20 protein-coding genes are annotated in these 24628 nt (G+C 73.7%); 19 read left to right on the top strand and 1 reads right to left on the bottom strand.

All coding sequences use genetic code 11. The annotated features are described in order from the left end of the window. Window positions 1-90: 90 nt before the first annotated feature. The 8 genes from GVV04_RS05690 (at window position 91) to prfA (ending at window position 14753) form a co-directional block, all read left to right on the top strand. Window positions 91-3372, top strand: coding sequence for an efflux RND transporter permease subunit (locus GVV04_RS05690; RefSeq protein WP_161685199.1), 3282 nt, complete (start codon window positions 91-93; stop codon window positions 3370-3372). Between the two features lie 159 nt (window positions 3373-3531). Beyond that, on the top strand, window positions 3532-4353 hold the full coding sequence (locus GVV04_RS05685; RefSeq protein ID WP_161685197.1) for a polysaccharide deacetylase family protein: 822 nt from the start codon (window positions 3532-3534) through the stop codon (window positions 4351-4353). An 11-nt stretch (window positions 4354-4364) separates the two neighbouring features. Then, a complete protein-coding gene (locus GVV04_RS05680) occupies window positions 4365-5603 on the top strand; it encodes an MFS transporter (RefSeq protein ID WP_161685195.1) in 1239 nt (412 codons plus the stop codon). A gap of 118 nt (window positions 5604-5721) precedes the next feature. Continuing rightward, window positions 5722-6666 (top strand): homoserine kinase, encoded by a 945-nt coding sequence (gene thrB / locus GVV04_RS05675; protein WP_161685194.1) that lies wholly within the window; start codon window positions 5722-5724, stop codon window positions 6664-6666. Window positions 6667-6962: 296 nt separating this feature from the next. Then, window positions 6963-9239, top strand: coding sequence for a transcription termination factor Rho (rho, locus tag GVV04_RS05670; RefSeq protein WP_161685192.1), 2277 nt, complete (start codon window positions 6963-6965; stop codon window positions 9237-9239). Window positions 9240-9391: 152 nt separating this feature from the next. Continuing rightward, complete coding sequence (locus GVV04_RS05665; protein WP_161685190.1) at window positions 9392-12898, top strand: phosphodiester glycosidase family protein; 3507 nt, start codon at window positions 9392-9394, stop codon at window positions 12896-12898. 426 nt (window positions 12899-13324) lie between these two features. Beyond that, complete coding sequence (gene rpmE, locus GVV04_RS05660) at window positions 13325-13549, top strand: 50S ribosomal protein L31 (RefSeq protein ID WP_117665559.1); 225 nt, start codon at window positions 13325-13327, stop codon at window positions 13547-13549. A 115-nt stretch (window positions 13550-13664) separates the two neighbouring features. Next, entirely contained in the window at window positions 13665-14753 is a 1089-nt protein-coding gene (prfA, locus tag GVV04_RS05655) for a peptide chain release factor 1 (protein WP_161685188.1), read from the top strand. Window positions 14754-14778: 25 nt separating this feature from the next. Here prfA and GVV04_RS05650 read toward each other — a convergent pair whose 3' ends face one another. Then, window positions 14779-16329, bottom strand: a complete 1551-nt coding sequence (locus GVV04_RS05650; RefSeq protein ID WP_161685186.1) for a GGDEF domain-containing protein — start codon at window positions 16327-16329, stop codon at window positions 14779-14781. 73 nt (window positions 16330-16402) lie between these two features. Between GVV04_RS05650 and prmC the strand changes: the two genes are divergently transcribed. The 11 genes from prmC to GVV04_RS05600 all read left to right on the top strand — a co-directional run bounded on the left by prmC (window position 16403) and on the right by GVV04_RS05600 (window position 24599). Further along, window positions 16403-17434 (top strand): peptide chain release factor N(5)-glutamine methyltransferase, encoded by a 1032-nt coding sequence (prmC, locus tag GVV04_RS05645; RefSeq protein WP_161685184.1) that lies wholly within the window; start codon window positions 16403-16405, stop codon window positions 17432-17434. Beyond that, window positions 17413-18078, top strand: a complete 666-nt coding sequence (locus tag GVV04_RS05640; RefSeq protein ID WP_407938761.1) for an L-threonylcarbamoyladenylate synthase — start codon at window positions 17413-17415, stop codon at window positions 18076-18078. The genes prmC and GVV04_RS05640 overlap by 22 nt, the downstream gene beginning before the upstream one ends. After that, window positions 18079-18690, top strand: coding sequence for an arsenate reductase/protein-tyrosine-phosphatase family protein (locus GVV04_RS05635; RefSeq protein WP_161685182.1), 612 nt, complete (start codon window positions 18079-18081; stop codon window positions 18688-18690). It begins immediately after the preceding gene. A 174-nt stretch (window positions 18691-18864) separates the two neighbouring features. After that, window positions 18865-20982 carry a transglycosylase domain-containing protein gene (locus GVV04_RS05630; RefSeq protein ID WP_161685180.1) on the top strand — a complete coding sequence of 706 codons (2118 nt, stop codon included), beginning with the start codon at window positions 18865-18867 and terminating at the stop codon, window positions 20980-20982. 146 nt (window positions 20983-21128) lie between these two features. Continuing rightward, the gene (locus GVV04_RS33880; RefSeq protein ID WP_268926237.1) at window positions 21129-21251 is read left to right on the top strand and encodes a hypothetical protein; all 123 of its coding nucleotides are present in this window, start codon (window positions 21129-21131) and stop codon (window positions 21249-21251) included. After that, window positions 21244-21675 (top strand): hypothetical protein, encoded by a 432-nt coding sequence (locus tag GVV04_RS05625; RefSeq protein WP_161685178.1) that lies wholly within the window; start codon window positions 21244-21246, stop codon window positions 21673-21675. The genes GVV04_RS33880 and GVV04_RS05625 overlap by 8 nt, the downstream gene beginning before the upstream one ends. A 182-nt stretch (window positions 21676-21857) precedes the next feature. Further along, window positions 21858-22094, top strand: coding sequence for an AtpZ/AtpI family protein (locus GVV04_RS05620; protein WP_161685176.1), 237 nt, complete (start codon window positions 21858-21860; stop codon window positions 22092-22094). An 11-nt stretch (window positions 22095-22105) separates the two neighbouring features. Further along, window positions 22106-22903 (top strand): F0F1 ATP synthase subunit A, encoded by a 798-nt coding sequence (gene atpB, locus GVV04_RS05615; RefSeq protein WP_161685174.1) that lies wholly within the window; start codon window positions 22106-22108, stop codon window positions 22901-22903. 68 nt (window positions 22904-22971) lie between these two features. Then, window positions 22972-23208: an ATP synthase F0 subunit C gene (locus GVV04_RS05610; RefSeq protein ID WP_117665579.1), complete on the top strand. Its 237-nt coding sequence runs from the start codon at window positions 22972-22974 to the stop codon at window positions 23206-23208. Between the two features lie 30 nt (window positions 23209-23238). After that, window positions 23239-23778 carry a F0F1 ATP synthase subunit B gene (locus GVV04_RS05605; RefSeq protein WP_161685172.1) on the top strand — a complete coding sequence of 180 codons (540 nt, stop codon included), beginning with the start codon at window positions 23239-23241 and terminating at the stop codon, window positions 23776-23778. Then, on the top strand, window positions 23778-24599 hold the full coding sequence (locus tag GVV04_RS05600; RefSeq protein WP_161685170.1) for a F0F1 ATP synthase subunit delta: 822 nt from the start codon (window positions 23778-23780) through the stop codon (window positions 24597-24599). The genes GVV04_RS05605 and GVV04_RS05600 overlap by 1 nt, the downstream gene beginning before the upstream one ends. Window positions 24600-24628 lie beyond the last annotated feature (29 nt).

The raw sequence follows: 24628 nt of genomic DNA, 5'->3' as shown, positions 1-24628 counted from the left end.
CGAGGCCCGCGCGCCGGAGAAGGGATCCGGTGCGGCAGAATCCCCCTCACCGGACTGTTCCGCCCTCTTCTTCAGGAGTGAGCCTCGCCGATGTCGCTGCTTGCCAGATTCAGCCTCGCCAACCGGGGGCTGGTCGCCCTCATCGCGGTGGTCACGACGATGTTCGGCCTGTTCGCCGTGCCGTCGTTGAAGCAGCAACTCCTGCCGTCGCTGGAGTTCCCCGGGGCCTTCGTCGTGGCGGTCTACCCCGGTGCCGCGCCCGAGATCGTCGAGTCTCAGGTCACCGAGCCGATCGAGAACAGCCTCCAGGGCATCCCCGGGCTGGAGGAGGTCACCTCGACGTCCCGCGAGGGCTCCACCACCGTCCAGGTGCAGTTCGCGTTCGGCACCGACCTGGACGGCGTGGTCAACAAGATGCAGACCGCGCTGAGCCGGATCGACGCCCAGCTCCCCGAGGGCGTCGACCCGCAGGTCCTCACGGGCAGCACCGACGACCTCCCGGTCGTGATGATCGCCGCGGCCGGCGGCGGCGACGAGCGGGCGCTGGCCGACAAGCTGCGCGACACCGTCGTGCCGGAGCTGGAATCGATCGAGGGGGTCCGCACGGTCGCCGTGACCGGCACCCGCGACCAGGTCGTCACGGTCACCCCGAACCCGGCCAAGCTGGCCGCCGCGAAGCTCGCGCCGACCGCGATCGGCGCGGCCCTGAAGACCAACGGCGTCGCCGTGCCGGCCGGTGCGGTCTCCGACGGCTCGCGGTCGCTCACCGTCCAGGTGGGTACGCCGATCCGTTCCGTCGACGACCTCAAGGACATCGTGCTGGCCCCGACCGCGCCGAAGGCGGCCCCGGTCCGGCTCGGCGATGTGGCGGCCGTGGAGCAGCAGCTCGCACCGGCCACCTCGCTCACCCGCACCAACGGCCGGGACAGCCTCGGCGTCGCGGTCATCGCCTCCCCGGACGGCAACGCCGTCGAGATCTCCCACGAGATCCGGGACCGGCTCGCCGACCTGCGTTCGGCCTCCGGCACGGACCTGACCGTCGTGTTCGACCAGGCGCCTTTCGTGGAGAAGTCCATCGAGAGCCTCACCACCGAGGGACTGCTCGGCCTGGTCATGGCGATCGTGGTCATCCTGGTCTTCCTGCTGTCGGTGCGCTCCACCGTCGTCACGGCGGTCTCCATCCCGCTGTCGGTGCTGGTGGCGTTGATCGCGCTCTGGATCGGCGACTACTCGCTCAACCTGCTCACCCTCGGCGCGTTGACCATCGCCGTCGGCCGGGTGGTGGACGACTCGATCGTGGTGTTGGAGAACATCAAACGACATCTGGAGTACGGCGAGCCGAAGCGGGAGGCGATCCTCACGGCGGTCCGTGAGGTGTCCGGTGCGGTTACCGCGTCGACGCTGACCACAGTGGCCGTCTTCGCCCCGATCGCGCTGGTCGGCGGCTTCGTGGGGCAGCTCTTCGCGCCCTTCGCGATCACCGTGACGGTGGCCCTGCTCGCCTCGCTGCTGGTCTCGCTGACGGTGATCCCGGTGCTGGCGTACTGGTTCCTGAAGCCGAAGCGGGGCGGGGCGGACGACGCCGCCGCACGCCGTGCGGTCGAGGAGAAGGAGCTGCGTAGCCCGTTGCAGCGGGCGTACCTGCCCGTGATCGGGTTCGCCACCCGGGGCCGGGGCACCCGCTGGATCACCCTGGGTCTGGGCCTGCTGGTGCTGCTCGGCACGTTCGGCCTGTCCAGCGCGCTCAAGACCAACTTCCTGGACGACTCGGGCCAGGACACCCTGACCGTCAGCCAGCAGCTGCCGGCCGGCACCGGCCTGGCGGCCACCGACGAGGCGGCCCGCCGGGTCGAGGCGGTGCTGGAGCGCACCGACGGCGTCGAGACGTACCAGGTCAGCGCCGGCGGCAGCGACCAGCCCTGGGCGGGCGGCGGGGGTAACAACGCCGCCACCTTCTCGGTGGCGCTGGACGGCGACACCGACGCGGCCGAGGTGAAGCGGACGCTGCGCCGGGAGTTCGACGCCCTCGGCGCCGAGGTGGGTGAGCTGAGCTTCGGCGGGGGCCAGGGCGCGACCAACCAGCTGGCGGTCGTCGTCCAGGCGGCCGACCCGGAGGTGCTGGCCCGGGCGGCCGAGCAGGCGCGGGCGGCGATGGCCGGCACGGCCGACGTCGAGGACGTCTCGACCACCCTGGCCGAGCGGGTGCCGCGGGTGGACGTGACCGTCGACCGGCTGGCCGCGGCCAGGGTCGGGCTCAGCGAGGCGGCCGTCGGGCAGCTCGTGGCCCAGGTGTACCGGGGCGTTCCGCTGGGACAGGTGACCCTCGACGGCGGGCAGCAGGACGTGGTGCTGCGCGGCGGCGGGAAGCCGCCGACGACCGTGGAGGAGCTGCGCGCCCTCCCGGTCGGCCCGGTGAAGCTGGACGACATCGCCGACATCACCCAGGCCGAGGGGCCGCAGCAGGTGACCCGGATCGACGGCGAGCGCAGCGTCACGGTCACCGGCACGGGGACCGGCGCGAACCTCGGCGCGACCAGCCAGGAGCTGCAGAAGAAGCTGGACGCGATCGACGTGCCCGGGGCGAGCATCAGCATCGGCGGCGTCAGCGCCGACCAGGAGGACGCGTTCGCCGACCTGGGGCTGGCCGTGCTGGCCGCCATCGCGATCGTCTTCCTGATCATGGTGGCGACGTTCCGCAGCCTCACCCAGGCGCTGATCCTGCTGATCTCGATCCCGTTCGCGGCGACCGGGGCGATCGGCCTGCTGCTGGCCACCGGCACCCCGCTGGGCGTGCCGGCGCTGATCGGCGTGCTGATGCTCGTCGGCATCGTGGTGACGAACGCGATCGTGTTGCTGGATTTGATCAACCAGTACCGGTCGCAGGGCATGGGGGTCCAGGAGGCGGTGGTCGAGGGCGGCCGGCGCCGGCTGCGCCCGATCCTGATGACCGCGGTCGCGACGATCTTCGCCCTGCTGCCGATGGCGTTCGGGCTGACCGGGGAGGGCGGCTTCATCTCCAAGCCGCTGGCGGTCGTGGTGATCGGCGGCCTGCTCAGCTCCACCCTGCTCACCCTGATCCTGGTCCCGACGCTGTACACGATGGTGGAGAACACCAAGGGGTCGCTGCGGGCCCGCCGTCTGCGGCGCACCGGCGGGTCGGCGCCGGAGTCCGGTGCGCCGGGCGCGGGCGACGCCCCGGTCACCGGCCCCGGCGAGCCGGCGCTGGTGGGTTCGCCGTCCGGTGCGTCCGAGGCCCGGCCCGCGGGCCCGGCCCGGCCGGCGCCCTCGGCGGCCCTGGTGGACGGCACCGACCAGTTCGAGGTGCTGCGGCTGCCGAAGAGCCGGCAGTCCCCGCTGCCGCCGGCCGAGTAGCCGTTCGCAGCCACCACGCGCCCCCGCCGGGTTTTTCCGGCGGGGGCGCGTTGCGTACGGGGTCCGCCGCACACCCGGCTCGGTGCGCCTGGTCGGCACGCGCATAATGGCGGTCTCGAATCGCTCTCGGCGGCGGTTCACTGGGGGCGGGAGCGGGCAATGGCGGACGGCGTCGGTCGGTGGGGGCGGCGGGCCGTGCTGCGCCGGGCCGGGCTGGTCGTCGGTGGCGGGGTTCTGGGGGCCGGGGCGACCGTCGAGACCACCTGGATCGCCGACCGCAAGCTGCCGCTGGCCGGCGGCCCGGCCAGCGCCACCCTGGGCAGCGACCGCCAGGAGGTCGGCGCGGGCGAGCTGTCGGTCGTCTGGGGGGTCCGGACCGAGCAGCGGCTGGTCGCGCTCACCTTCGACGACGGCCCGAGGCCGCAGTGGACGCCGATGGCGCTGGACACCCTCGACCAGTACGCCGTGCCGGCCACGTTCTTCCTGGTGGGGGAGCGGGTCCGCCAGCACGGCGGCATCCTGCGCGACCGGCTCGGCCGGCACGAGGTGGGCAACCACAGTTGGGCACACCACGACCTGGCCCGGAAGGACGCCACCGAGGTCTACGACGACCTGCGCCGCTCGCACGAGGCGATCACCGAGGCGGTCGGGGTGGCCCCCCGGCTGCTCCGCCCCCCGTACGGGCACCTCGGCGGCGCGGTGCTGCACGCCGCCGTCCGGCTGAACTACCGGCTCGTGCTCTGGTCGGTGCAGATGCTCGAGGGGAGGTTCCCGGACGACCCCGCCGGGCATGCCCGCCGGATCGTCGCCGATGTGCAGCCGGGCGCCATCCTGCTCGCCCACGACGTGGGGCCCGCCAACCGGCTGATCGCGCTGCGCGGCCTGCCCGACATGATCACCGGGCTGCGGGACCGTGGCTTCACCTTCGTCACCGTCTCCGAGCTGCTGAGCCGGGCGAGCCTGCCACGCGCCGGCGGGTAGGGTCCCGGTACGTGTCGCCCACCACCTCGGTCCTGGTCCGCAACCGGGACTTCCGCAATCTCTTCCTGGCCGAGCTGGTCGTCTTCGGTGCCGACTGGTTCGTCATGGTGCCGCTGCTCGTGCTGCTGCCGACGCTGACCGGCAGCGGTGTCTGGGGCGCGCTCGTGCTGGCCGTGGACACCGGCGTGGTGGCGCTGCTGCTGCCGTACACCGGGACGATCGCCGACCGGTTCGACCGCAAGAAGATCATGATGGCGGCCAACGTGGCGTCGCTGCTCGGCGTGCTGCTGCTGCTCGGCGTCCGCAGCGCCGACACGGCGTGGCTGGCGATGGCGGGGATCGCCGTGGTGGCGGTGGCGAAGGCGTTCTACTCCCCGGCCGCCCAGGCCGCCCTGCCCAACGTCCTCGACCCGGAGGAACTGGCCGCAGGCAACGCGGTCGCCGGCTCCGCCTGGGGCACGATGACCGTCGTCGGCGCCTCGCTGGGCGGTGTGCTCAGCGCCGCCGCAGGCCCGTACGTCTGCTTCTGGGTGGCCGCGGTCGGCCTGACGCTGGCGGTGGGACTGGCGGCGCTGATCCGCCGTCCGTTGCAGGCCCCCCGGGACGCCGCCGTGCCCGCCCAGCGCACCTGGGCGGCGATCCGGGAGGCGCTGGGCTACATCGGTCACCGTCCCCGGGTCCTCGGGCTGGTCACCGTGAAGTCCGCAGTGGGACTGGGCAACGGCGTGCTCACCGTCTTCCCGCTGCTCGCCGGCCTGTACGGGGTGGGCGCGATCGGCACCGGCCTGCTCTTCGCGGTGCGCGGCGCCGGCGCGCTGGTCGGTCCGATCCTGATGCGCCGGGTGCTGACCAACCGGGCCTGGCTGCTGCCCGGCCTGGCCCTGTCGATGTCCCTCTACGGCCTGGCCTACCTGGGCACCTCGGTGGTCGACTGGTTCCCGCTGGTGCTGGCGCTGGTCTTCGTGGCGCACTTCGCCGGCGGGAGCAACTGGGTGATGTCGAATTTCGCCCTTCAGGGCGAGGTGCCGGACCGGCTGCGCGGCCGGGTCTTCGCCACCGACATGATGCTGGCGACGCTCGCCGTCTCGGTCAGCCAGCTCGTGGTGGCCGGGGTGATCGACCTGGTGGACGAGCGGGTGGTGCTGGCCGGCTGCGGCCTGGTCACGCTGGTCTACGCGGTCGGCTGGCGGATCGCCACCCGGCGGCTCTCGCTGACCGACCCGGTCGCCGAGCCCGCGCCGGCCCGCTGACCGTCGGACGGGAGTGGGGTCACGCCTCGTGACCGTTCCGGCAGGCTGGCGGGGACGGACGAATCCCACGGGCCGGGCGGACCGCCGCCGGGCCGCCCCGGCGGCCTAGCATGAGCGCGTGCCGACGACATTCGTGTCCGGGCCGGTCAAGGTCCGGGTCCCCGCCACCAGCGCCAACCTCGGTCCGGGGTTCGACGCGTTGGGGCTGGCGCTTGGCCTGTACGACGACGTGGCCGCCGAGGTGGTGCCCGACGGCGTCCGGGTGACGGTGACCGGGCAGGGCGCGGGTGAGCTGCCCGACGACGACGCGCACCTCGTCGCCCAGGCGATGCGGGCCACCTTCGACGCGCTGGGCGGCCAGCCGTCGGGCTTTTCCGTGGAATGTGTCAACCGGATCCCGCAGGCCCGCGGCCTGGGCTCCTCGTCGGCTGCCATCGTGGCCGGCGTGCAGCTCGCCCGGGCGCTGGTCGTCGACGGCGACACCCGGCTCGACGACGCGGGCGCACTGCGGCTGGCGGCGGAGATCGAGGGACACCCGGACAATGTGGCCCCCTGTCTGCTCGGCGGCTTCACGATCGCCTGGACGGAGCCGTCCGGCGCCCGCGCGGTCTCGCTGGCCGTCGACGACCGGGTGCGGCCGATGGTCTTCGTGCCCGAGGAGCGCGGCCTGACCGCCGTGGCCCGGGCCGCGCTGCCCGGCTCCGTCCCGCATGCCGACGCCGCGCTCACCGCCGGCCGGGCCTCGCTGCTGGTGCACGCACTGACCGCCGAGCCGGCCCTGCTGCTGCCCGCCACGGTCGACCGGCTGCATCAGGACTACCGCGCCGAGGGGATGCCCGGCACGTCTGCCCTGGTCGACGCGCTGCGTGCGGCCGGTGTGGCTGCCGTGGTCAGTGGGGCCGGGCCGACGGTGCTGGCGCTGAGCGAGCCTGGCCCGGGCTTCTCGGTGGGAACAGGGTGGCGGATTCTGCGGTTGGCCATAGACGTGCACGGAGCACGGGTCGCACGGGGTAGACTTGGACACGCCGAGCGGGACCCTGTTGCCGCAGGTCGGAAGAGTTGATTACGCTCTAGACTTAGCACAGCCGCGAAGCATGCGATCTTCCTGCGGGTCGGCGAACCCCCGAAGCTCTCGGCGGTCAGCCCGTCACCTCTGCTTAAGGCCCACGCCGCACCGCAGTTTCCGCAGGTCGCCCGCAGACGGCGAGACCTGCTCACCGATGTTGGTGAGTCGGGAACCCCGACCGGCTGCTGTTTACAGTCTCCCGCGACGCGTCATGCGAGGCGGGTGCACCGAGGCCGCCCGGCCACCTGCTTGTCGACTCCGGGCAGTCCCGGCCTATCGAGGGAAGGAATCCATTGAGCGACACCACCGACGTGACGTCGGATGTTTCCAACGTCGCTGGCGACGCCACCGCCGCCGCCCCCGTTCGCCGTCGGCGCAGCGGCACCGGTCTGTCGGCGATGCTGCTGCCGGAGCTGCAGAGCCTGGCCGCGTCGCTCGGCATCTCTGGTACGGCTCGCATGCGCAAGGGCGAGCTGATCAGCGCGATCACCGAACGTCAGGGCGGTGCCGCCACCGGGACCCCTCGACCGCGGGCCGAGGTCGCGGCTGCTGCCCCCGCCCGTGAGGAGGTGCACGTGGAGGTCTCCCAGACCCCGTCCGGCGCCGACCAGAACCGGGCCCAGGCCGAGCCGGCCGTTGCCGCGCCGACCGAGGGCCGGACCAGGACCCGGCGCAGCCGGGCCGCCGCCACTGTCGAGTCCCGGGCCGCCGAGGCCGAGACCCGGCCGGCCGAGCCTCGTGCCGAGGAGGCGCCGGCCGCGACCGTCACCGAGTCCGCCGAGCGCGGCGAGGGCCGCCGGGAGCGCGGCGAGGGCCGGGGCGGCCGGGACCAGGCCGAGCGTGCCGAGCGGCCCGAGCGTGCCGAGCGGCCCGAGCGTGCCGAGCGGCCCGAGCGGCCCGAGCGTGCCGAGCGGCCCGAGCGGCCCGAGCGTGCCGAGCGGCCCGAGCGTGCCGAGCGGCCCGAGCGTGCCGAGCGGCCCGAGCGTGCCGAGCGGCCCGAGCGTGCCGAGCGGCCCGACCGGACCGACCGTGCCGAGCGGCCCGACCGGACCGACCGTGCCGAGCGGCCCGACCGTGGCGAGCGGACCGACCGTGGCGAGCGGACCGACCGTGCCGACCGTGGCGAGCGGACCGAGCGTGCTGACCGTGGCGAGCGGACCGACCGGGCCGAGCGTGCCGACCGGGCCGAGCGTGCCGACCGTGGCGAGCGGACCGATCGCGGTGACCGCAACGACCGGGGCGACCGTAACGACCGGGGCCCGCGCGCAGATCGTGACAACAACAACGACGACGACGACGAGAACGGCGGCCGGCGGGGCCGGCGCAGTCGCTTCCGGGACCGCCGTCGGGGCCGTGGTGAGCGCGGCGAGGACGGCGTCGGCGCTGGCGTCGGCGGTGGCGGTGGCGGCGGAGGCCGCGAGCCGCAGGTGGGCGAGGATGACGTCCTCGTCCCGGTCGCCGGCATCATCGACGTGCTCGACAACTACGCCTTCGTCCGGACCACCGGCTACCTGGCCGGCCCGAACGACGTGTACGTCTCGATGTCCCAGATCAAGAAGTACGGCCTGCGGCGCGGTGACGCGATCACCGGTGCGGTGCGTTCGGCTCGGGACGGCGAGCAGCGGCGGGACAAGTACAACCCGCTGATGCGGCTGGACACCATCAACGGGATGGAGCCGGACGAGGCGAAGCGTCGGCCGGAGTTCTACAAGCTCACTCCGCTCTACCCGCAGGAGCGCCTGCGGTTGGAGACCGAGCCGCACATCCTGACGACCCGGGTCATCGACCTGGTCATGCCGATCGGCAAGGGCCAGCGGGCACTCATCCAGTCGCCGCCCAAGGCGGGTAAGACGATGGTGCTCCAGGCGATCGCGAACGCGATCACGCACAACAACCCGGAGTGCCACCTGATGGTGGTGCTGGTGGACGAGCGGCCCGAAGAGGTCACCGACATGCAGCGGTCGATCAAGGGCGAGGTCATCGCGGCCACGTTCGACCGTCCGCCGCAGGACCACACGACGGTGGCGGAGCTGGCGATCGAGCGGGCGAAGCGCCTGGTCGAGCTGGGGCACGACGTCGTCGTGCTGCTCGACTCGGTGACCCGGCTCGGTCGGTCGTACAACCTGGCGGCGCCGGCCTCGGGCCGGATCATGTCGGGTGGTATCGACTCCACGGCCCTCTACCCGCCGAAGCGCTTCCTCGGTGCGGCCCGCAACATCGAGAACGGCGGCTCGCTGACCATCATCGCCACGGCGCTGGTGGAGACCGGGTCCATGGCGGACACGGTCATCTTCGAGGAGTTCAAGGGCACCGGCAACGCGGAGCTGAAGCTGGACCGGAGGATCGCCGACAAGCGGACCTTCCCGGCCATCGACGTCAACCCGTCCGGTACGCGTAAGGAGGAGGTCCTGCTCGCACCCGAGGAGCTGGCAATCCTCCACAAGCTCCGCAAGGTCCTGCACTCGCTGGACTCGCAGGCGGCGATGGACCTGCTGCTCGACAAGCTCAAGCAGACCCGCACCAACATCGAGTTCCTGATGCAGATCGCGAAGTCCACGCCGGGGGAGTGACCCGGAGGGACTGACGGAAGGGCACGGCCGCTCGCGGCCGTGCCCTTCCGCGTCGTCGGGGCAGGCCGGCCGGGTCGGCCGACGTGAAGTTTTCCTTCGGTTAAGCCGCCAGGTATTGAAACTTCTGTTCACCGTCGGGTTGACTGGCGCCCATGCGTACCCGCAGTCGATCCGCTCACCTCGCCGGCGTCCTGCTGCTGACGCCGCTACTCACCCTGACCGGCCCCGCGCCGGCCACGGCCGGCCCACCCCCGGCCCCGGCCGGCGGGACCGCCGCCGAGGACGCCCCCCGCGCCTCGTCCGCCCCCGCCGACGCGGTCGCCCTCGCCGGTGACCCGGCAGCGGCCAGTGCCCCCACCCGCGCCGCCGCCTCCGGCGTCGAGCCGGCCGGTGGCCTGGAAACCGCGAAGACCGTCCGGCCGGTCGCCCCCGGCCTCGACCTGACCTCCTTCGACCGCTACGACGCCGACGGCTGGCTACGCGCCGACGCGCTGACCGCCGACCTCACCGGCGGGGTCACCGTGGACTACGTCAACTCCGGCGAGGTGGCGAAGGCCGAGCCGCTGCGCGGTGCGGTGGACCGGTCCCGGGCCGTCGCCGCCGTCAACGGCGACTTCTTCGACATCAACAACTCCGGGGCGGCCCAGGGGATCGGGGTACGCGCCGGGGAGTTGGTCCAGTCGCCCGTCGCCGGGCACAACAACGCCGTCGCGATCAGCGCCGACGGCCTCGGCCGGGTGATCCAGGTGAACTTCGACGGCACCGCCACCCTGCCCGCCGGCCCGGTGCCGCTGACCCAGTTCAACAACATGGTGCAGGCGAACGGGATCGGCCTGTTCACCCCGCTCTGGGGCGCGTACACCCGGGAACGTGCGGTGGAGGGGGCGCAGCGCGTCGCCGAGGTGACCGTGGTCGACGGCCGCGTCGCGACGGTGACCACGGCGGCCGGCGCCGGCCCGATCCCCGCCGGCACCACCGTGCTGCTCGGCCGGGACGCCGGCGCGGACGCCCTCGCCGGCCTGCGGCCGGGCGACGCGGTGAGCGTGGCGTACCAGCCGAAGCCCTCCGACGGCGGCACCCTGCGCGCGGCGGTCGGCGGCAGCAGCGTGTTGGTCCGCGACGGGGCGGTGCAGAGCATCGCCGACGCCTCCCTGGCGCCGCGCACCGCGGTCGGCTTCACCGCCGACGGCAAGCGCATGATCATGCTCACCGTGGACGGCCGGCAGGTGGACAGCCGGGGCGTCAGCCAGACCGAGATGGGTCGGATGATGGCCGAGTTGGGCGCGTGGACCGCGCTCAACCTCGACGGCGGCGGCTCCTCGACCCTGCTGGCCCGCCGCCCCGGCGAGGCGACCGTCGAGGTGGCGAACAGCCCGTCCGACGGTGCCGAGCGCGCCGTGCCCAACGGCCTGGCCATCTACGCGCCGAAGGGCAGCGGCCGGCTCACCGGCTACTGGCTGCGTACCACCAGCGACCCGACCGCCGCGCCGGGCGTCGCCCCGGTCCGGGGCGGCCGGCCCGACCGGGTCTTCCCCGGCCTGACCCGCCGGCTCACCGCCGCCGGCCACGACGAGACGTACGGCCCGGCGGCCGGCACCCCGGCCTGGCGGGTGAATCCCGCGGTCCACGGGATGGTCGACCGCGGCGGCGTCTTCCGGGCCCTCCTGCCCGGCCGCACCACCGTCACCGCCCAGCGGGGTGGGGCCAGCGGGACGCTCGCCCTCACCGTGCTCGGCCCGCTGGCCCGGATCGACGCGACCACGGACCGGGTCGGCCTGAAGCGGGCCGGCGATGCCGCCCTGATCGGCGTCGTCGGCTACGACGCCGAGGGCAACACCGCCCCGATCGAGCCCGCCGACCTGCGGCTCGACTACGACCGGAGCCTGCTCGACGTCACCCCCACCGAGGACGGCAACCTCTCGGTCAAGGCGCTCACCGACAGCGGCTCCGCCCTGGTCACCGTGCGCGTCGGGGCCCGGACCACCGTGCTGCCGGTCACCGTCGGGCTCACCGACGTCCCGGTGGCCACCTTCGACGACGCGGCGTCCTGGAAGTTCAGCCAGGCCCGGGCCAGCGGCTCCGTCGCCCCGGCGCCGGGCCACACCGGCACCGGCCTGAAGATGTCGTACGACTTCAGTCAGTCCACCGGCACCCGCGCCGCGTACGCCGACCCGCCGGCCTGGATCGAGGTGCCCGGCCAGCCGCAGGCGTTCGGCATGTGGATCAACGGAAGCGGCAAAGGGGAGTGGCCCAGCCTGCACCTGCACGACGCCCAGGACACCCAGCACGTGCTGCGCGGCCCGCTGATCACCTGGACCGGCTGGAAGTACGTCGAGTTCGCCGTCCCGGCCGGGGTGCAGTACCCGGTGCGGGTGCGCCGGTTCTACGTCGCGGAGACCAACGCCGCCGCCCAGTACACCAGCGAGATCGTCGTCGACGACCTGGTGGCGAAGGTTCCCCCGACGGTCGACGCGCCGGCCGAGGAGCCGCGTACCGACCGGGTGGTGTTGCGTGACGGCACCGTCGACGGGGCGCCCTGGCGCTTCGCGGTCATGTCCGACGCCCAGTTCGTCGCCGCCGCCCCGGACAGCGACCTGGTCGCCCAGGCCCGCCGCACGCTGCGCGAGATCCGGGCCGCCGATCCGGACTTCCTGGTGATCAACGGGGACTTCGTGGACACCGCGTACCCGGCGGACTTCGCCCTGGCGAAGCGGATCCTCGACGAGGAGTTGGGCGGCGAGCTGCCCTACTACTACGTCCCCGGCAACCACGAGATCATGGGTGCCCCGATCGGCAACTTCACCGCCGCGTTCGGGGCCACCTCGCGGGTCTTCGACCACGCGGGCACCCGGTTCGTCACGCTCAACACGGCCGCCGGGTCGCTGCGCGGCAGCGGCTTCGACCAGGTCGAGCTGCTGCGCGACACCCTGGACCGGGCGGCCGCCGACCGGAACGTCGGCTCGGTGGCCGTGCTGTTCCACCACCCGCCGCGCGACCCGAGCCCGGCCAAGGCCAGCCAGCTCGGCGACCGCAAGGAGGCGGCGCTGGTCGAGCAGTGGCTCGCCGACTTCCAGCACCGCACCGGCAAGGGCGCGCTCGTCGTCAACGGCCACGTCGGCACGTTCCACGCCGACCGGGTCGACGGGGTGCCGTACGTGATCAACGGCAACTCGGGCAAGAATCCGTCCACCCCGGCGCAGCTCGGCGGCTTCACCGGCTGGACGGAGTTCGGCGTCGACCCGGTCACCCCGGCCGAGGCCGAGCGGGCCCGCCGCGACCCGCTCGCCGAGGGCCCCCGCTGGGTGGCCGCCGAGTTCCACGCCCACGTCGACCAGCTCGCGCTGGCCGCGCCGGAGACGGTGGCGGTCGGCGCCCCGGCCCGGGTCACCGCGACGCTGACCCAGCCGGGCGGGCGAGTCGTGCCGGTGGCCGCCCCGGTCAGCGCGGACTGGTCCGCCTCGCCGAGCGTCCTCGTCGGATCGGTCGTCGGGCTGCGGCCCTGGCACGTGGCCCGGTTCGACCCGGCGACCGGCGTGCTGACGGCGCTGCGTCCGGGCGCGACGGTCCAGCTCGCGGTGACGGTCAACGGCGTCCGCGCCGAGGCCACCGTCGCCCTCACCCGGAGGGCCGCCGCAGCCGCCCGGACCCCCGCTGCCTGAGAAGGTGAGCAAGGGCCCCGGCCGCCGCGGAAACGCGAACGGCCGGGGCCCGTCCCGTGCCAGGGCCCCCGCGAGACGGCTCAGGGGTCGCCTTCGGCCACCTGAGAGACGATGCGGCCGGGGGACCGTGAGATCCGGACCACCTGCATCCGGTCGTCGGGGGATCCGACACCCGTCCCCCGATTCCGGGTGAATGTCCGGTTTGCCGGGGCGGGCGAATAGGGGGCGGCGGGGCGGGAATGCGGGAGGGGACCGGCACGTTGACGAAGCCGGACCTGCTGTGCGGCCCGCCTGACGGGTCGGCCCACGCCCATGGCACACTGGTCAATCGGCCACCGGTTCCGGTTCACGCCCGAGCCCGGCGCGCACCACGCGTCGGCGCCGCACGGGCGACCCGGCGACCACCCACGAAAGGACCGAGGCGACATGAAGTCCAACATCCACCCGGAGTACACGACCACCGAGGTCAGCTGCTCCTGCGGTAGCACCTTCACGACCCGCAGCACCGCCAAGGGCGGTTCCATCCACGTCGAGACCTGCAGCGCCTGCCACCCGTTCTACACCGGTAAGCAGCGCGTTCTCGACACGGCCGGCCGGGTCGCCAAGTTCCAGCAGAAGTACGCCAAGGTTCAGGCCAAGAAGGCCAAGTAGCTCCACGTTCGGCGCCCGCGTCCGGCTTCCCGCCGGGCGCGGGCGCTGTCCGTATTGCCCCCCGTCCGGGTCACCGTCCCCGGCCGGTCCTCGTCGTCGAAGGAGCACCCCGAGCATGAGCAGTGAGCGGCTGGCCGCCCTCCTCGACGAGTACGCCGAGCTGGAGAAGCGCCTCGCGGACCCGGCCATCCACGCCGACCAGAACACCGCCCGCCGGGTCGGCCGCCGGTACGCCGAGCTGGTGCCGCTGAACAAGGCGGCCGGCGAGCTGGAGCAGGCCCGCGCCGACCTGGTCGCGGCGAGGGAGCTGGCGGCCGAGGACCCGTCCTTCGCGGCCGAGACGGAGTCGATCGCCGCCGGACTGCCGGCGCTGGAGGAACGCCTCGCCGAGCTGCTGATCCCGCGCGACCCGCACGACGCCAAGGACGTGATCGTCGAGATCAAGGCCGGCGAGGGCGGCGAGGAGTCGGCCCTGTTCGCCGGCGACCTGCTGCGGATGTACACCCGGTACGCCGAGCGGCACGGGTGGCTCACCGAGGTGATCGACGCGCAGGACTCCGACCTGGGCGGGGTGAAGGACGTCTCGCTGGCGATCAAGACCAAGGGCGTCCCGGAGGGCGGCAACGGGGTCTGGTCCCGGCTCAAGTGGGAGGGCGGCGTGCACCGGGTGCAGCGCGTCCCGGTCACCGAGTCGCAGGGGCGGATCCACACCAGCGCCGCCGGGGTCCTGGTGCTGCCCGAGGCGGAGGACGTGGACGTCACCATCGACCCCAACGATCTGCGGATCGACGTGTTCCGCTCGTCCGGGCCGGGCGGGCAGTCGGTGAACACCACCGACTCGGCGGTGCGGATCACCCACGTGCCGACCGGGATCGTGGTCTCCTGCCAGAACGAGAAGTCCCAGCTCCAGAACCGGGAGCAGGCGATGCGCATCATGCGGGCCCGGCTGCTGGCCGCCGCCCAGGAGCAGGCCGACGCCGCCGCCTCGGACGCCCGCAAGGCGCAGGTGCGCACGGTGGACCGCTCGGAGCGGATCCGCACGTACAACTTCCCGCAGAACCGGATCACCGACCACCGGATCGGCTACACGGCGTACAACCTCGACCTGGCCCTCGCCGGTGAGCTGGACGGCGTGCTGGACGCCCTCGCCGAGGCCGACCGGGCTGCCCGGCTGGCCGGCGACACCGAGCTGACCCGCCGCTGACCGGCCCCTGGAACCGCCCCCGGGGTCAGGAGGCGCGGGGGCGGGTCTTGGCGGCGAGCATCTCCCGGTCGGCGATCTCGAACGCCGTGCCGAGCGCGTCGCGCAGGCCCGGGCCGGAGCCGGTCACCTCGGCGAAGCCGATGCTGACCCCGACCGGGGTGCCGGGCACCAGCGACTCCCAGTCCTCCGTGCGCACCGCCGCCTCGATCCGGCGGGCCACCTCGGCGGCCTCGGTCATGCCCGCGCCCGACAGCACCACCACGAACTCGTCGCCGCCGTAGCGGGCCACGAAGTCACCCCGGCGCATCACCCGGTTGATCACCCCGGCGACGCGCTGGAGGACCAGGTCGCCGGAGTGGTGGCCGTGCCGGGTGTTGACCGCCTTGAAGCCGTCCAGGTCGCAGACGCCGATCACCACCCGCTCGCCGCGGGCCACCACCGCCGCGATGTAGCGTTCCAGCCGGCGCCGGTTGGGCAGCCCGGTCAGCGGGTCGGTGAGCGCCTCGCCCTCGTACCGGGCCGCCTCGCGGCGCATCTCCTCGTGGTCGATCCGGGCGGCGATGCCGTCGATGTAGACGTCCCGCAGCCGGTCGTTGCGCTGCGCGGCGAGCCGGAACGCGTGCCGGTCGGCCCGGTGTGCCGCCGGGTGGTCGCCGGCCCGCCCGTACGCGATGCTGCGCAGCCGCGCCGCCTCGGCGGCGCCGAGGGTCTCGTGGGAGACCCGGGCGGTGTCCAGCCGGGTGACCGCCTCGATCGGGTTGCCGGCGGCGATGGCCAGGCACACCTGGCCGAGCTGACGCATGTCCCGGGCCCGCGCGCTGTCCCCGCCGTGCGCGAGGAGCCGGGACGGGTCGGCGTCGGTGCCGGTCTCCACCTGGTCGCCCAGTGCCGCCCGCCGGGCGGCGGCGTAGCCGTACGCGGCGAGGCTGCTCGGCCGCAGCCGGCCGGCCCGCTCGCCGCGCAGGAACCGGCCCAGGTCGGAGGCGACGTCCCGGAGCACCCGCAGGCAGCCGTCGCTGTCGCCGTTGTGGTCGAGGGCCACCGCGTTGCGCAGCCGGATCCCGGGGGCGGCGAAGGTCTCCTCGGGGATGCCGGCGGCGACCCCGAGCTGGCGGGCGCGTTCGATGGCGCCGAGGGCGTAGCCGTGGAAGCTGAGGTACGAGTAGGCCATCGCCAGGTCGTGCCAGCCCCACGCGGTGTCCCGGTCCGGGTCGTCCACCGCGCCGAGCGCCCGGGCCGCCTTGACCAGGTGGGTGACGCACCGGTCGAGCGCCCCCTGGTGGTGGGCGGCGAGCGCGGCCAGCGCGTTGAGGTGCCCGTGCAGGTACGGCTCGGCGAGGTCCCGCACGGCGGCGGAAGCCTCCTCGATGGCCCGGGTGAACTCGGCGGTGCGACCGAGATTGATCAACGCGGAGAGGCGCTGCACCAGCGCGTCGGCCCGGGCGTGCGGGTCGGTGGTGCTGCCCACCACCCTGTCGAGGAGGGTGCACGCCTCGGCGGAGCGGTCCACCTCCTGCAGGGTGCGGGCCCGGGTGAGGGCGTCAACCTGGTCGTTGACCCGGTCGAGCCAGCCCACCCGCGACCTCCCTGTCGGTGTGCGCCGACGCACCAGTTCGTGGCGCGCTCCGGCGACGCTTCATGATTATGTCGTGACCTCCCTTCCGCAACACCCGTCCGAAGGGTCAGAACGGCTTCGGCCCTCGGTGGCGGTGGCCCGCGCCGCGCGGACCCTCGCCGCGGCGGGCGTCGAGGCGTCCCGCGCCGAGGCCGAGCTGCTCGCCGCGCACGTGCTGGGCGTACCCCGGGGGCGGCTGGCGCTGGCCGACGGCCTCACCGCCGGCCAGCTCGACCGGTACGACGCCCTGGTCGCCCGGCGGGCGACCAGGGAGCCGTTGCAGCACCTCACCGGCAGCGCCGGCTTCCGGCACCTGGAGCTGGCGGTCGGGCCGGGCGTCTTCGTGCCCCGGCCGGAGACGGAACTGCTCGCCGGCTGGGGCGTCGACCAGGCCCGGCTGCGACCGGGGGCCACCATCGTCGACCCCCCGCGCCCCGGGGTGGGCGAGATCGCCGGGGTGGGCGACGGGCCGCTGGTGGTCGATTTGTGCAGTGGGTCGGGGGCGATCGCCCTCGCCGTCGCCCAGGAGGCGCCCGGAGCCCGGGTGGTGGCGGTGGAGCGGTCGCCGGCAGCGCTGGCCTGGCTGCGCCGCAACGCCGCCGACCGGGCCGCCGCCGGGGACCGGCCGATCGAGGTGGTGGCCGCCGATGTCACCGACCCGGAGCTACTGGCCGGGCTGACCGGGCGGGTGGACGTGCTGCTCTGCAACCCGCCGTACGTGCCGCGCGCGGTGCTCGTCCCGCCCGAGGTGGCGGCGCACGACCCGGACGAGGCGGTCTTCGGCGGGGCGGACGGGCTGGACGTGATCCGGCCGGTGCTCGCCCGGGCCGCCGAGCTGCTGCGCCCCGGCGGGGTGCTCGGGGTCGAGCACGACGACACGCACGGCGTGGCGCTGCCGGCGCTGCTCGCCGCCGACGGCCGGTACGAGGCGGTCGAGGAGCACCGGGACCTGGCCGGACGGCCCCGGTTCGCCACCGCCCGCCGCCGCCGGGGGTCCGTGCCCGGGGCACCTGGTCACGCCGAGGACACCGGCGGGGCCCGGGCGTGGCAGACTGGCTTCTCGTGATGCTCTACGACTGCCGGTCGCCTGCCGACCGGGACCGCGGCATCGCCGCTGCCATCGAGGCTGTCAAGAACGGCGAGCTGGTCGTCCTGCCGACGGACACGGTCTACGGGATCGGCGCCGACGCCTTCACGCCGTATGCCGTCAAGGCCCTCTCGGACGCCAAGGGCGGCACCCGGCAGGCGCCGCCGGTGCTGATCGGCTCCCGGCACACCCTCGACGGGCTGGTGTTCACGCTGCCGCAGGCGGCCCGCGACCTGGTCGAGGCGTTCTGGCCGGGCGCGCTGACCATCGTGGTGGAGCACTCGCCGAGCCTGTCGTGGGACCTGGGCGACGACAGCGGCACGGTCGCCGTGCGAATGCCGCTGCACCCGGTGGCCCTGGAGGTGCTGCGGGAGACCGGCCCGATGGCGGTGGCGTCGGCCAACAAGCTCGGCCAGCCGGCGACGGTCACCGCCGAGGCGGCCCGGGAGCAGCTCGGCTACTCCGTCCGGGCGTACCTGGAGGCCGGGCCCTGCCCGGACCCGGTGCCGAGCACCATCGTCGACCTCACGGGCGAGGTGCCCCGGGTGCTGCGCGCCGGGGCGATCCCGTTCGAGAAGCTGCGGGACGTCGTGCCCGACATCGTCGAGAGTCGGGTGGGCTGAGTGCCGCCGTTCACCGTCCTGCACGTCTGCATGGGCAACATCTGCCGCTCGCCGATGGCGGAGCGGCTGCTGGCGCTGGCCGTCCGCGAGCGGCTGACCCGGCGCGGTGTCGACCCGGCCGGCGCGGACGGGCTGCTGCACAGCCACAGCGCCGGCACCGGCGGCTGGCACGCGGGTGAGGAGATGAACCCGCCGGCCGCCCGGCAGGTGCTCTCCCGGGGCGGCGACGTGGACGGCTTCGCCGCCCGCAAGCTGCGCTCCGACCAGATCGACGCCGCCGACCTGGTCCTCACCGCCACCGCGGACCAGCAGGAGTACGTGGTGGCGCTGCGCCCCGACGCCGCCGCCCGCACCTTCGTGCTCGGCGAGTTCGGCCGGTTGCTGGCGGCGGTGGACGCCGCCGCGCTGCCGGCCGCCGAGGCCAGCCCCGACGCGGTGTTCGCGCGCGGGGTGGCCCTGGTCGCCGCCGCGCACGCCGGCCGGCAGGGCACGTCCCCGCTGCGCACCGACGACCTCGACGACCCGTGGGGGCGGGGCGACCAGTGCTTCAGCCGGGTGGCCGACGAGATCGAGGAGACCGTCCACCCGTTGGCCGCCGCCCTGCTGCCCTGACGCCCGCCACCGGCGTACCGCCGGCCCCGGCCGGGTCGGTCGTCCCGCGCGTCCTGCGGCGCGTCGCGTGCTTTTCTCGCGAAACTCGTCCCCCTTTGGGGAAAACCGGGGGCGTCTGGTGGCTTCCGGGTCATTCTGGACGGGTTCGCACGCTGGCTCCTGCGGGGAGAGCTGATGATCCGGGTCCGCCGTCTCGACAAGCTGATGACCATCGTGATCGCCGGGGTGCTCGCCGGGCTGGCGCTGGCCGTGGCGGCCCTGCCGGCCGCCCTGGTCCTCGGGATCGGCGTGCGGGGGCTCACCGAGCCCTGGTCCGGGCTGCCCGAGTCGCTGCGCACACCGCCCACGGCCCAGCGCTCCACCCTCTACGCCAACGACGGCACCACCCTGATCACCTCGTTCTACACCGAGGACCGGGTGGACGTGCCGCTGAGCGAGGTGGCGCCGGTGATGGGCCAGGCCATCGTCGCCGCCGAGGACGTCCGCTTCTACCAGCACCGGGGCGTCGACGCGCGCGGCGTGGTCCGGGCGTTCACCGCCAACCAGCGCGACGGCACCCGGCAGGGCGCGTCGACGCTGACCATGCAGTACGTCCGCAACGTGCTGGCCAGCGACCCGGGGCTCACCGAGGAGGAGCGGGCCAGGGCCACCGAGATCACCCTCGCCCGCAAGCTCAAGGAGATGCGGTACGCCCTGGCGCTGGAACAGAAGCTGAGCAAGGAGCAGATCCTCGCCGGCTACCTGAACATCGCCTACTTCGGAGCCGGGGCGTACGGGGTGGGCGCCGCCAGCAAGCGGTACTTCTCGAAGCCGCCGGCGAAGCTCACCCTGGCGGAGGCCGCCCTGCTCGCCGGGCTGGTCCGCTCGCCGAACACCGACGACCCGATCAACGGCGACGCCGACGCGGCGTTGCTGCGCCGGGCGTACGTGCTGGACCGGCTGGTCGAAACCGGCCAGGTCGCGCCCGACGCGGCCGCGTCGGCGCAGGCCGAGCCGTTGACGCTGAAGCCCAGCACGACGCCGAACGACTGCGCGGCCGTTCCGAAGGGGCACGAGGACTGGGGCTTCTTCTGCGACTGGTTCACCCGCTGGTGGAACGAGCAGCCGGCCTTCGGCGCCACAGCCGACGAGCGGCAGCGCACCCTGCGCCGGGGCGGGTTCCGGATCGTCTCCTCGCTCGACCCGGCCGTGCAGCGGACCGCCACCGAGCAGGTGCGGAAGGTGTACGACGTCAACGACCGCCGCGCCGCGCCGACGGCGGTGGTGCAGCCGGGCACCGGCCGGGTGCTCGCCATGGCGGTGAACCGGAACTACGGCGTGGCCGAGAACCCGGCGGGCTGGAAGAACCGCCCGAACACGGCCAACCAGCTCGTCGCCGGGGGCGGGGCCATCACCGGCTACCAGGCCGGCTCCACGTTCAAGCTCTTCACCCTGCTCGCCGCGCTGGAGGCCGGCCTGCCGCTGGACACCGGGTTCGACTCCCCGTCCCGCATCGTCACCCGCTTCCAGATCGACGGCGACTCGGCCAACTGCGACGGCCGGTGGTGCCCGGTCAACGCCGACCCGCTCGGGATGGACGGCCACCGGACCATGTGGGACGCCTTCGGCCTGTCGGTCAACACCTACTTCGCCTGGTTGACCGAACGGGTGGGCGCGGACCGGGTGGTCGAGATGGCCGAGCGGCTCGGCATCCGGTTCCGCGCCGAGTCCGACGCCCGGATGGCCCGGTACGGCGCGCGGGAGTGGGGGCCGTTCACCCTTGGGGTCACCGCCACCACCCCGCTCGACCTGGCCGGTGCGTACGCCGCGGTGGCCGCGGAGGGCAGGTGGTGCGCCCCCATGCCGGTGTTGTCGATCACCGACGGCGGTGGCCGGGCGGCCTCGGCCGGTCGCCCGGACTGCCGGCAGGTGCTCGACGTCGACGTGGCCCGAGGCGCGGCGGACGCCGCCCGCTGTCCGGTCGGCGACCAGTCGATGTACCGCCGCTGCACCGGCGGCACCGCCGCCGACCTGCGCTCCCGGCTCGGCCGGCCGGTGGCCGGCAAGACCGGCAGCTCGGACGGCAACGGGACGGAGACCGTCGTGGCCTTCACCCCGCAGCTCGCCGTCGCCTCGATCGCGGCGAACCCCGACGACCCGCGCGACGCGGTCGGCAAGGCGGTCCAGGCCCGCCTGGTCGACGTCGTCGGCAGGATCCTGTACGACACCCTCCGGGACGAGCCGGTCCGCGACTTCGTTCCGCCCGGCGAGTCGGTCGCCTTCCGCGTCACGGGCGCCCGCACCGGCAACTGACCCGTGATCAGGGTGCGTGGTGCTGCCCACGCGAGCCGTACGCCCGCGCGGCGGGCCGCGACGGCGAAGGGTCGGCCGTGCCCGCGTCGCGCCCGTGACGGGGCATCTCACGGCCTCCGGTGCGCGGACCCATAGACTCCTGCGCTGTGGAGAACCCGACGCGCACCCCCTGGGGGCCGGACTTCGAGCAGCTCAGAGCCACCGACCCGGAGATCGTCGGCGAGGTGGCCGAGATGGCCGTCGCCTTCCCGGCGTACCGCCGTGGCTGAGCGCGGGGTGGACGCGGCGCACGCGGCCGACGACGGTGGCTGGCGGCTGCGCCACCTGCCGGTGCTGCTGGTCGTCTCCGCCGTGGTGGCGGCCCTCGGCGCGGTGGCCGGCGGCGTCCTCGGCGGCGCCGACGCGGCGCTCGGCGTGGCCGCCGGGATGGCCGTCACGGTGGCCAGCTACACCCTCACCACGGTGGTGCTGGCCTGGGCGGACGCGCGGAACCCGCAGCTCGTGCTGCCGTTCGGGCTCGGCCTCTACGCCGCCAAGTTCACCCTCCTGGGTGGCGTGATGGTGGCGGTCGCGTCGACCGGGTGGGCCGGGCTGCTTCCGCTCTGCCTCGGCATCGCCGTCGGCGTGGCGGCCTGGACCGGCGCGCACATCTGGTGGATCAGCACGGTCCACATGCGCCGGACCAGGGCCTGACCTCGTCGGCGTCCCACTCATCGACACGACGCGCGAATATGTCCGATGCCGGTCATTCTCTGGGTGGCGGAAGGGGAGTAGCGTGCCCACAGACGAACTGCCCGCCCGACACCCACACAACGCCGGTTGTGCGGGGGGTGAGGCACAGCCTCGTTTTCCCGACTGATATCGTTCGCCCCGTCATGGCTGGTGACCAAACCCCCCAACCCACCGGCGGCCCGGACGACATTCCGACCGGCGCCGGCCAGGGTTGGACCGCGCTCTCGTACCTCATCGGGGGCATGCTCGTCTGGGGCTTCATCGGCTGGCTGGTCGACCAGTGGCTCGACACCGGCGGCATCGCCACCGGGATCGGCGTCGTGCTCGGCATGGCCGGGGGGATCATCCTGGTCATCCGCCGGCTCGGCACGCCTACTTAGGAAGGGACGCGGTGTTCGGACAGGCGAACGTCCTGGCACAGGGCGAGGCAGCATTCCCACCCAGCGTGGACGATTTCTACCTGCCCAGCATCCTCCCCTGGGGTGCGCACGACTCGTACTGGTTCACCAAGATCACGGCCATGGTCTGGATCGCCGTCGGCATCCTGATCATCTTCTTCCTGGTCACGTACCGGAAGCCGCAGCTCGTGCCGACGAAGAAGCAGTGGCTCGCCGAGTCGATCTACGGCTTCGTGCGGAACAACATCGCCGTCGACATGATCGGGCACGCGGGGGTGCGGTTCGCGCCGTACTTCACCACGCTCTTCTGCTTCGTCCTGCTGACGAACTTCTTCGCGATCCTGCCGTTCTTCCAGATCTCGCCGAACTCGCACATCGCGTTCCCGGCCTTCCTGGCGCTGATCAGCTACGTGCTGTTCAACTACATCGGCATCCGCAAGCACGGCTTCGCGAAGTACTTCAAGAACTCCCTGATCCCGCCGGCACCGTGGTACATCCTGCCGCTGCTGATCCCGATCGAGCTCTTCTCGACCTTCCTGGTCCGGCCGTTCTCGCTGGCCGTCCGTCTCTTCGCGAACATGTTCGCCGGCCACATGCTCCTGCTGGTCTTCACGCTCGGCGGCTTCGCGATGCTGAGCGCCAACGCCTGGCTGGCGCCGGTCTCGGTGCTGTCCTGGGTGATGACCATCGCGCTCACCTTCCTCGAGTTCCTGGTGATCTGCCTCCAGGCCTACGTCTTCACGGTGCTCAGCGCCAGCTACGTACAGGGCGCGCTCGCCGACGAGCACTGATCCACCTTGCACCAACCAGTTGTCGTCCCGCGTGACCGTCACGCGTGATAACCAGGAGGAACCAACTAATGGACATCTACGCCGCGGTAGAGGGCAGCACCGCCGCCATCGGCTACGGTCTCGCGGCCATCGGCCCGGGTATCGGTGTCGGCCTGGTCTTCGCCGCCTACATCCAGTCGACGGCCCGCCAGCCGGAGTCGTCCAAGATGACCCTGCCGTACGTCTGGATCGGCTTCGCCGTCATCGAGGCGCTCGCGCTGCTCGGCATCGCGTTCGGCTTCATCTGGCAGGGCACGCTCTCCTAATCCCGCCCCCCTTCGACCGGGAGGTCTTCCATGTTCTTCCTCGCCGCTGAGGGTGGTGAGTCGACGCACAACCCGATCATCCCGATCTGGCAGGAGATCGTGGTTGGGTCCGTCGCCTTCGCCGTGCTCTGCTTCGTGCTGATGAAGTTCGTCTTCCCCCGCATGGAGCAGACGTTCCAGGCTCGGGTGGACGCGATCGAGGGCGGCATCAAGCGCGCCGAGGCCGCCCAGGCCGAGGCCAACCAGCTGCTCGAGCAGTACCGCGCGCAGCTCGCCGAGGCGCGCACCGACGCCGCCCGGATCCGGGACGACGCGCGGGCCGACGCCGAGGGCATCCGCCAGGACGTCCTCGCCAAGGCGCGCGAGGAGTCCGACCGGATCATCGCGGCCGGCAAGGAGCAGCTCGCCGCCGAGCGGGCCACCATCGTGCGCGAGCTGCGCACGGAGGTCGGCACGATCGCGGTCGACCTGGCCAGCAAGATCGTCGGCGAGTCGCTGGCCGACGAGGCCCGCCGCAAGGGCACCGTCGACCGGTTCCTGAGCGGCCTCGAAAGCACGGGGGCCCGCTGATGCAGGCCGCCAGCCGGGAGTCGTACCGGGCCGCGACCGAGCGCCTGACGGCGTACGCGCGGGGTGCGGAGCCGTCGGCGGTGGCCGCCACCGCCGACGACCTGCTCTCCGTCGCCGGCCTGCTGCGGCGCGAGCCGCGGCTGCGCCGGGCGCTGTCCGACCCGGCCCGGCCGGGCGCGGACCGCGCCGGGCTGCTCGGCGACATGCTCCGGGGGAAGGTCGGCGCGGGCGCGCTCGACCTGCTCACCGGGCTGGCGTCCGGCCGGTGGTCGGCGCCGTCGGAACTGCTCGACGGCACCGAGCGGCTGGGCGTGGAGGCGCTGCTGGCCAGCGCCGACGCGTCCGGCGAGCTGGGCGAGGTCGAGGACGAGCTGTTCCGCTTCGGCCAGGTGGTCGCCGGCCAGCCCGCGCTCTCCGGCGCGCTGTCCGACCCGGTCGCCCCGGTCGAGCGGCGGGCCGCGCTGGCCCGCGAGCTGCTGGCCGGCAAGGCCAGCCCGATCACCGTCCGCCTCGTCGAGGTGGCGCTGGGCGGGTTCGGCGGGCGGTCCTTCACCGGTTCGGTCACCCGGCTGGTCGAGCTCACCGCCGACCGGCGGGACCGGCAGGTCGCGTACGTGACCGTGGCGGCCCCGTTGAGTGAAGAGGACGAGCGCCGGCTCGGTGCCCGCCTCTCCGCGATGTACGGTCGAGAGGTTTCCGTCAAGCAGACGGTGGACCCCACGATCCTCGGTGGCGTCAGCGTCCGGGTCGGCTCCGACCTCTACGACGGCACCGTCCTGCGCCGCCTCAACGAGACCCGCAACGCGCTCGCGAAGCGCTGACCGGCGCCCGCTGGCACACCCCGCGAAGC

This window comes from Micromonospora rubida (assembly GCF_009908295.1).
Taxonomy (GTDB): domain Bacteria; phylum Actinomycetota; class Actinomycetes; order Mycobacteriales; family Micromonosporaceae; genus Micromonospora; species Micromonospora rubida.
This window is presented reverse-complemented; position numbering and strand designations above follow the sequence as displayed.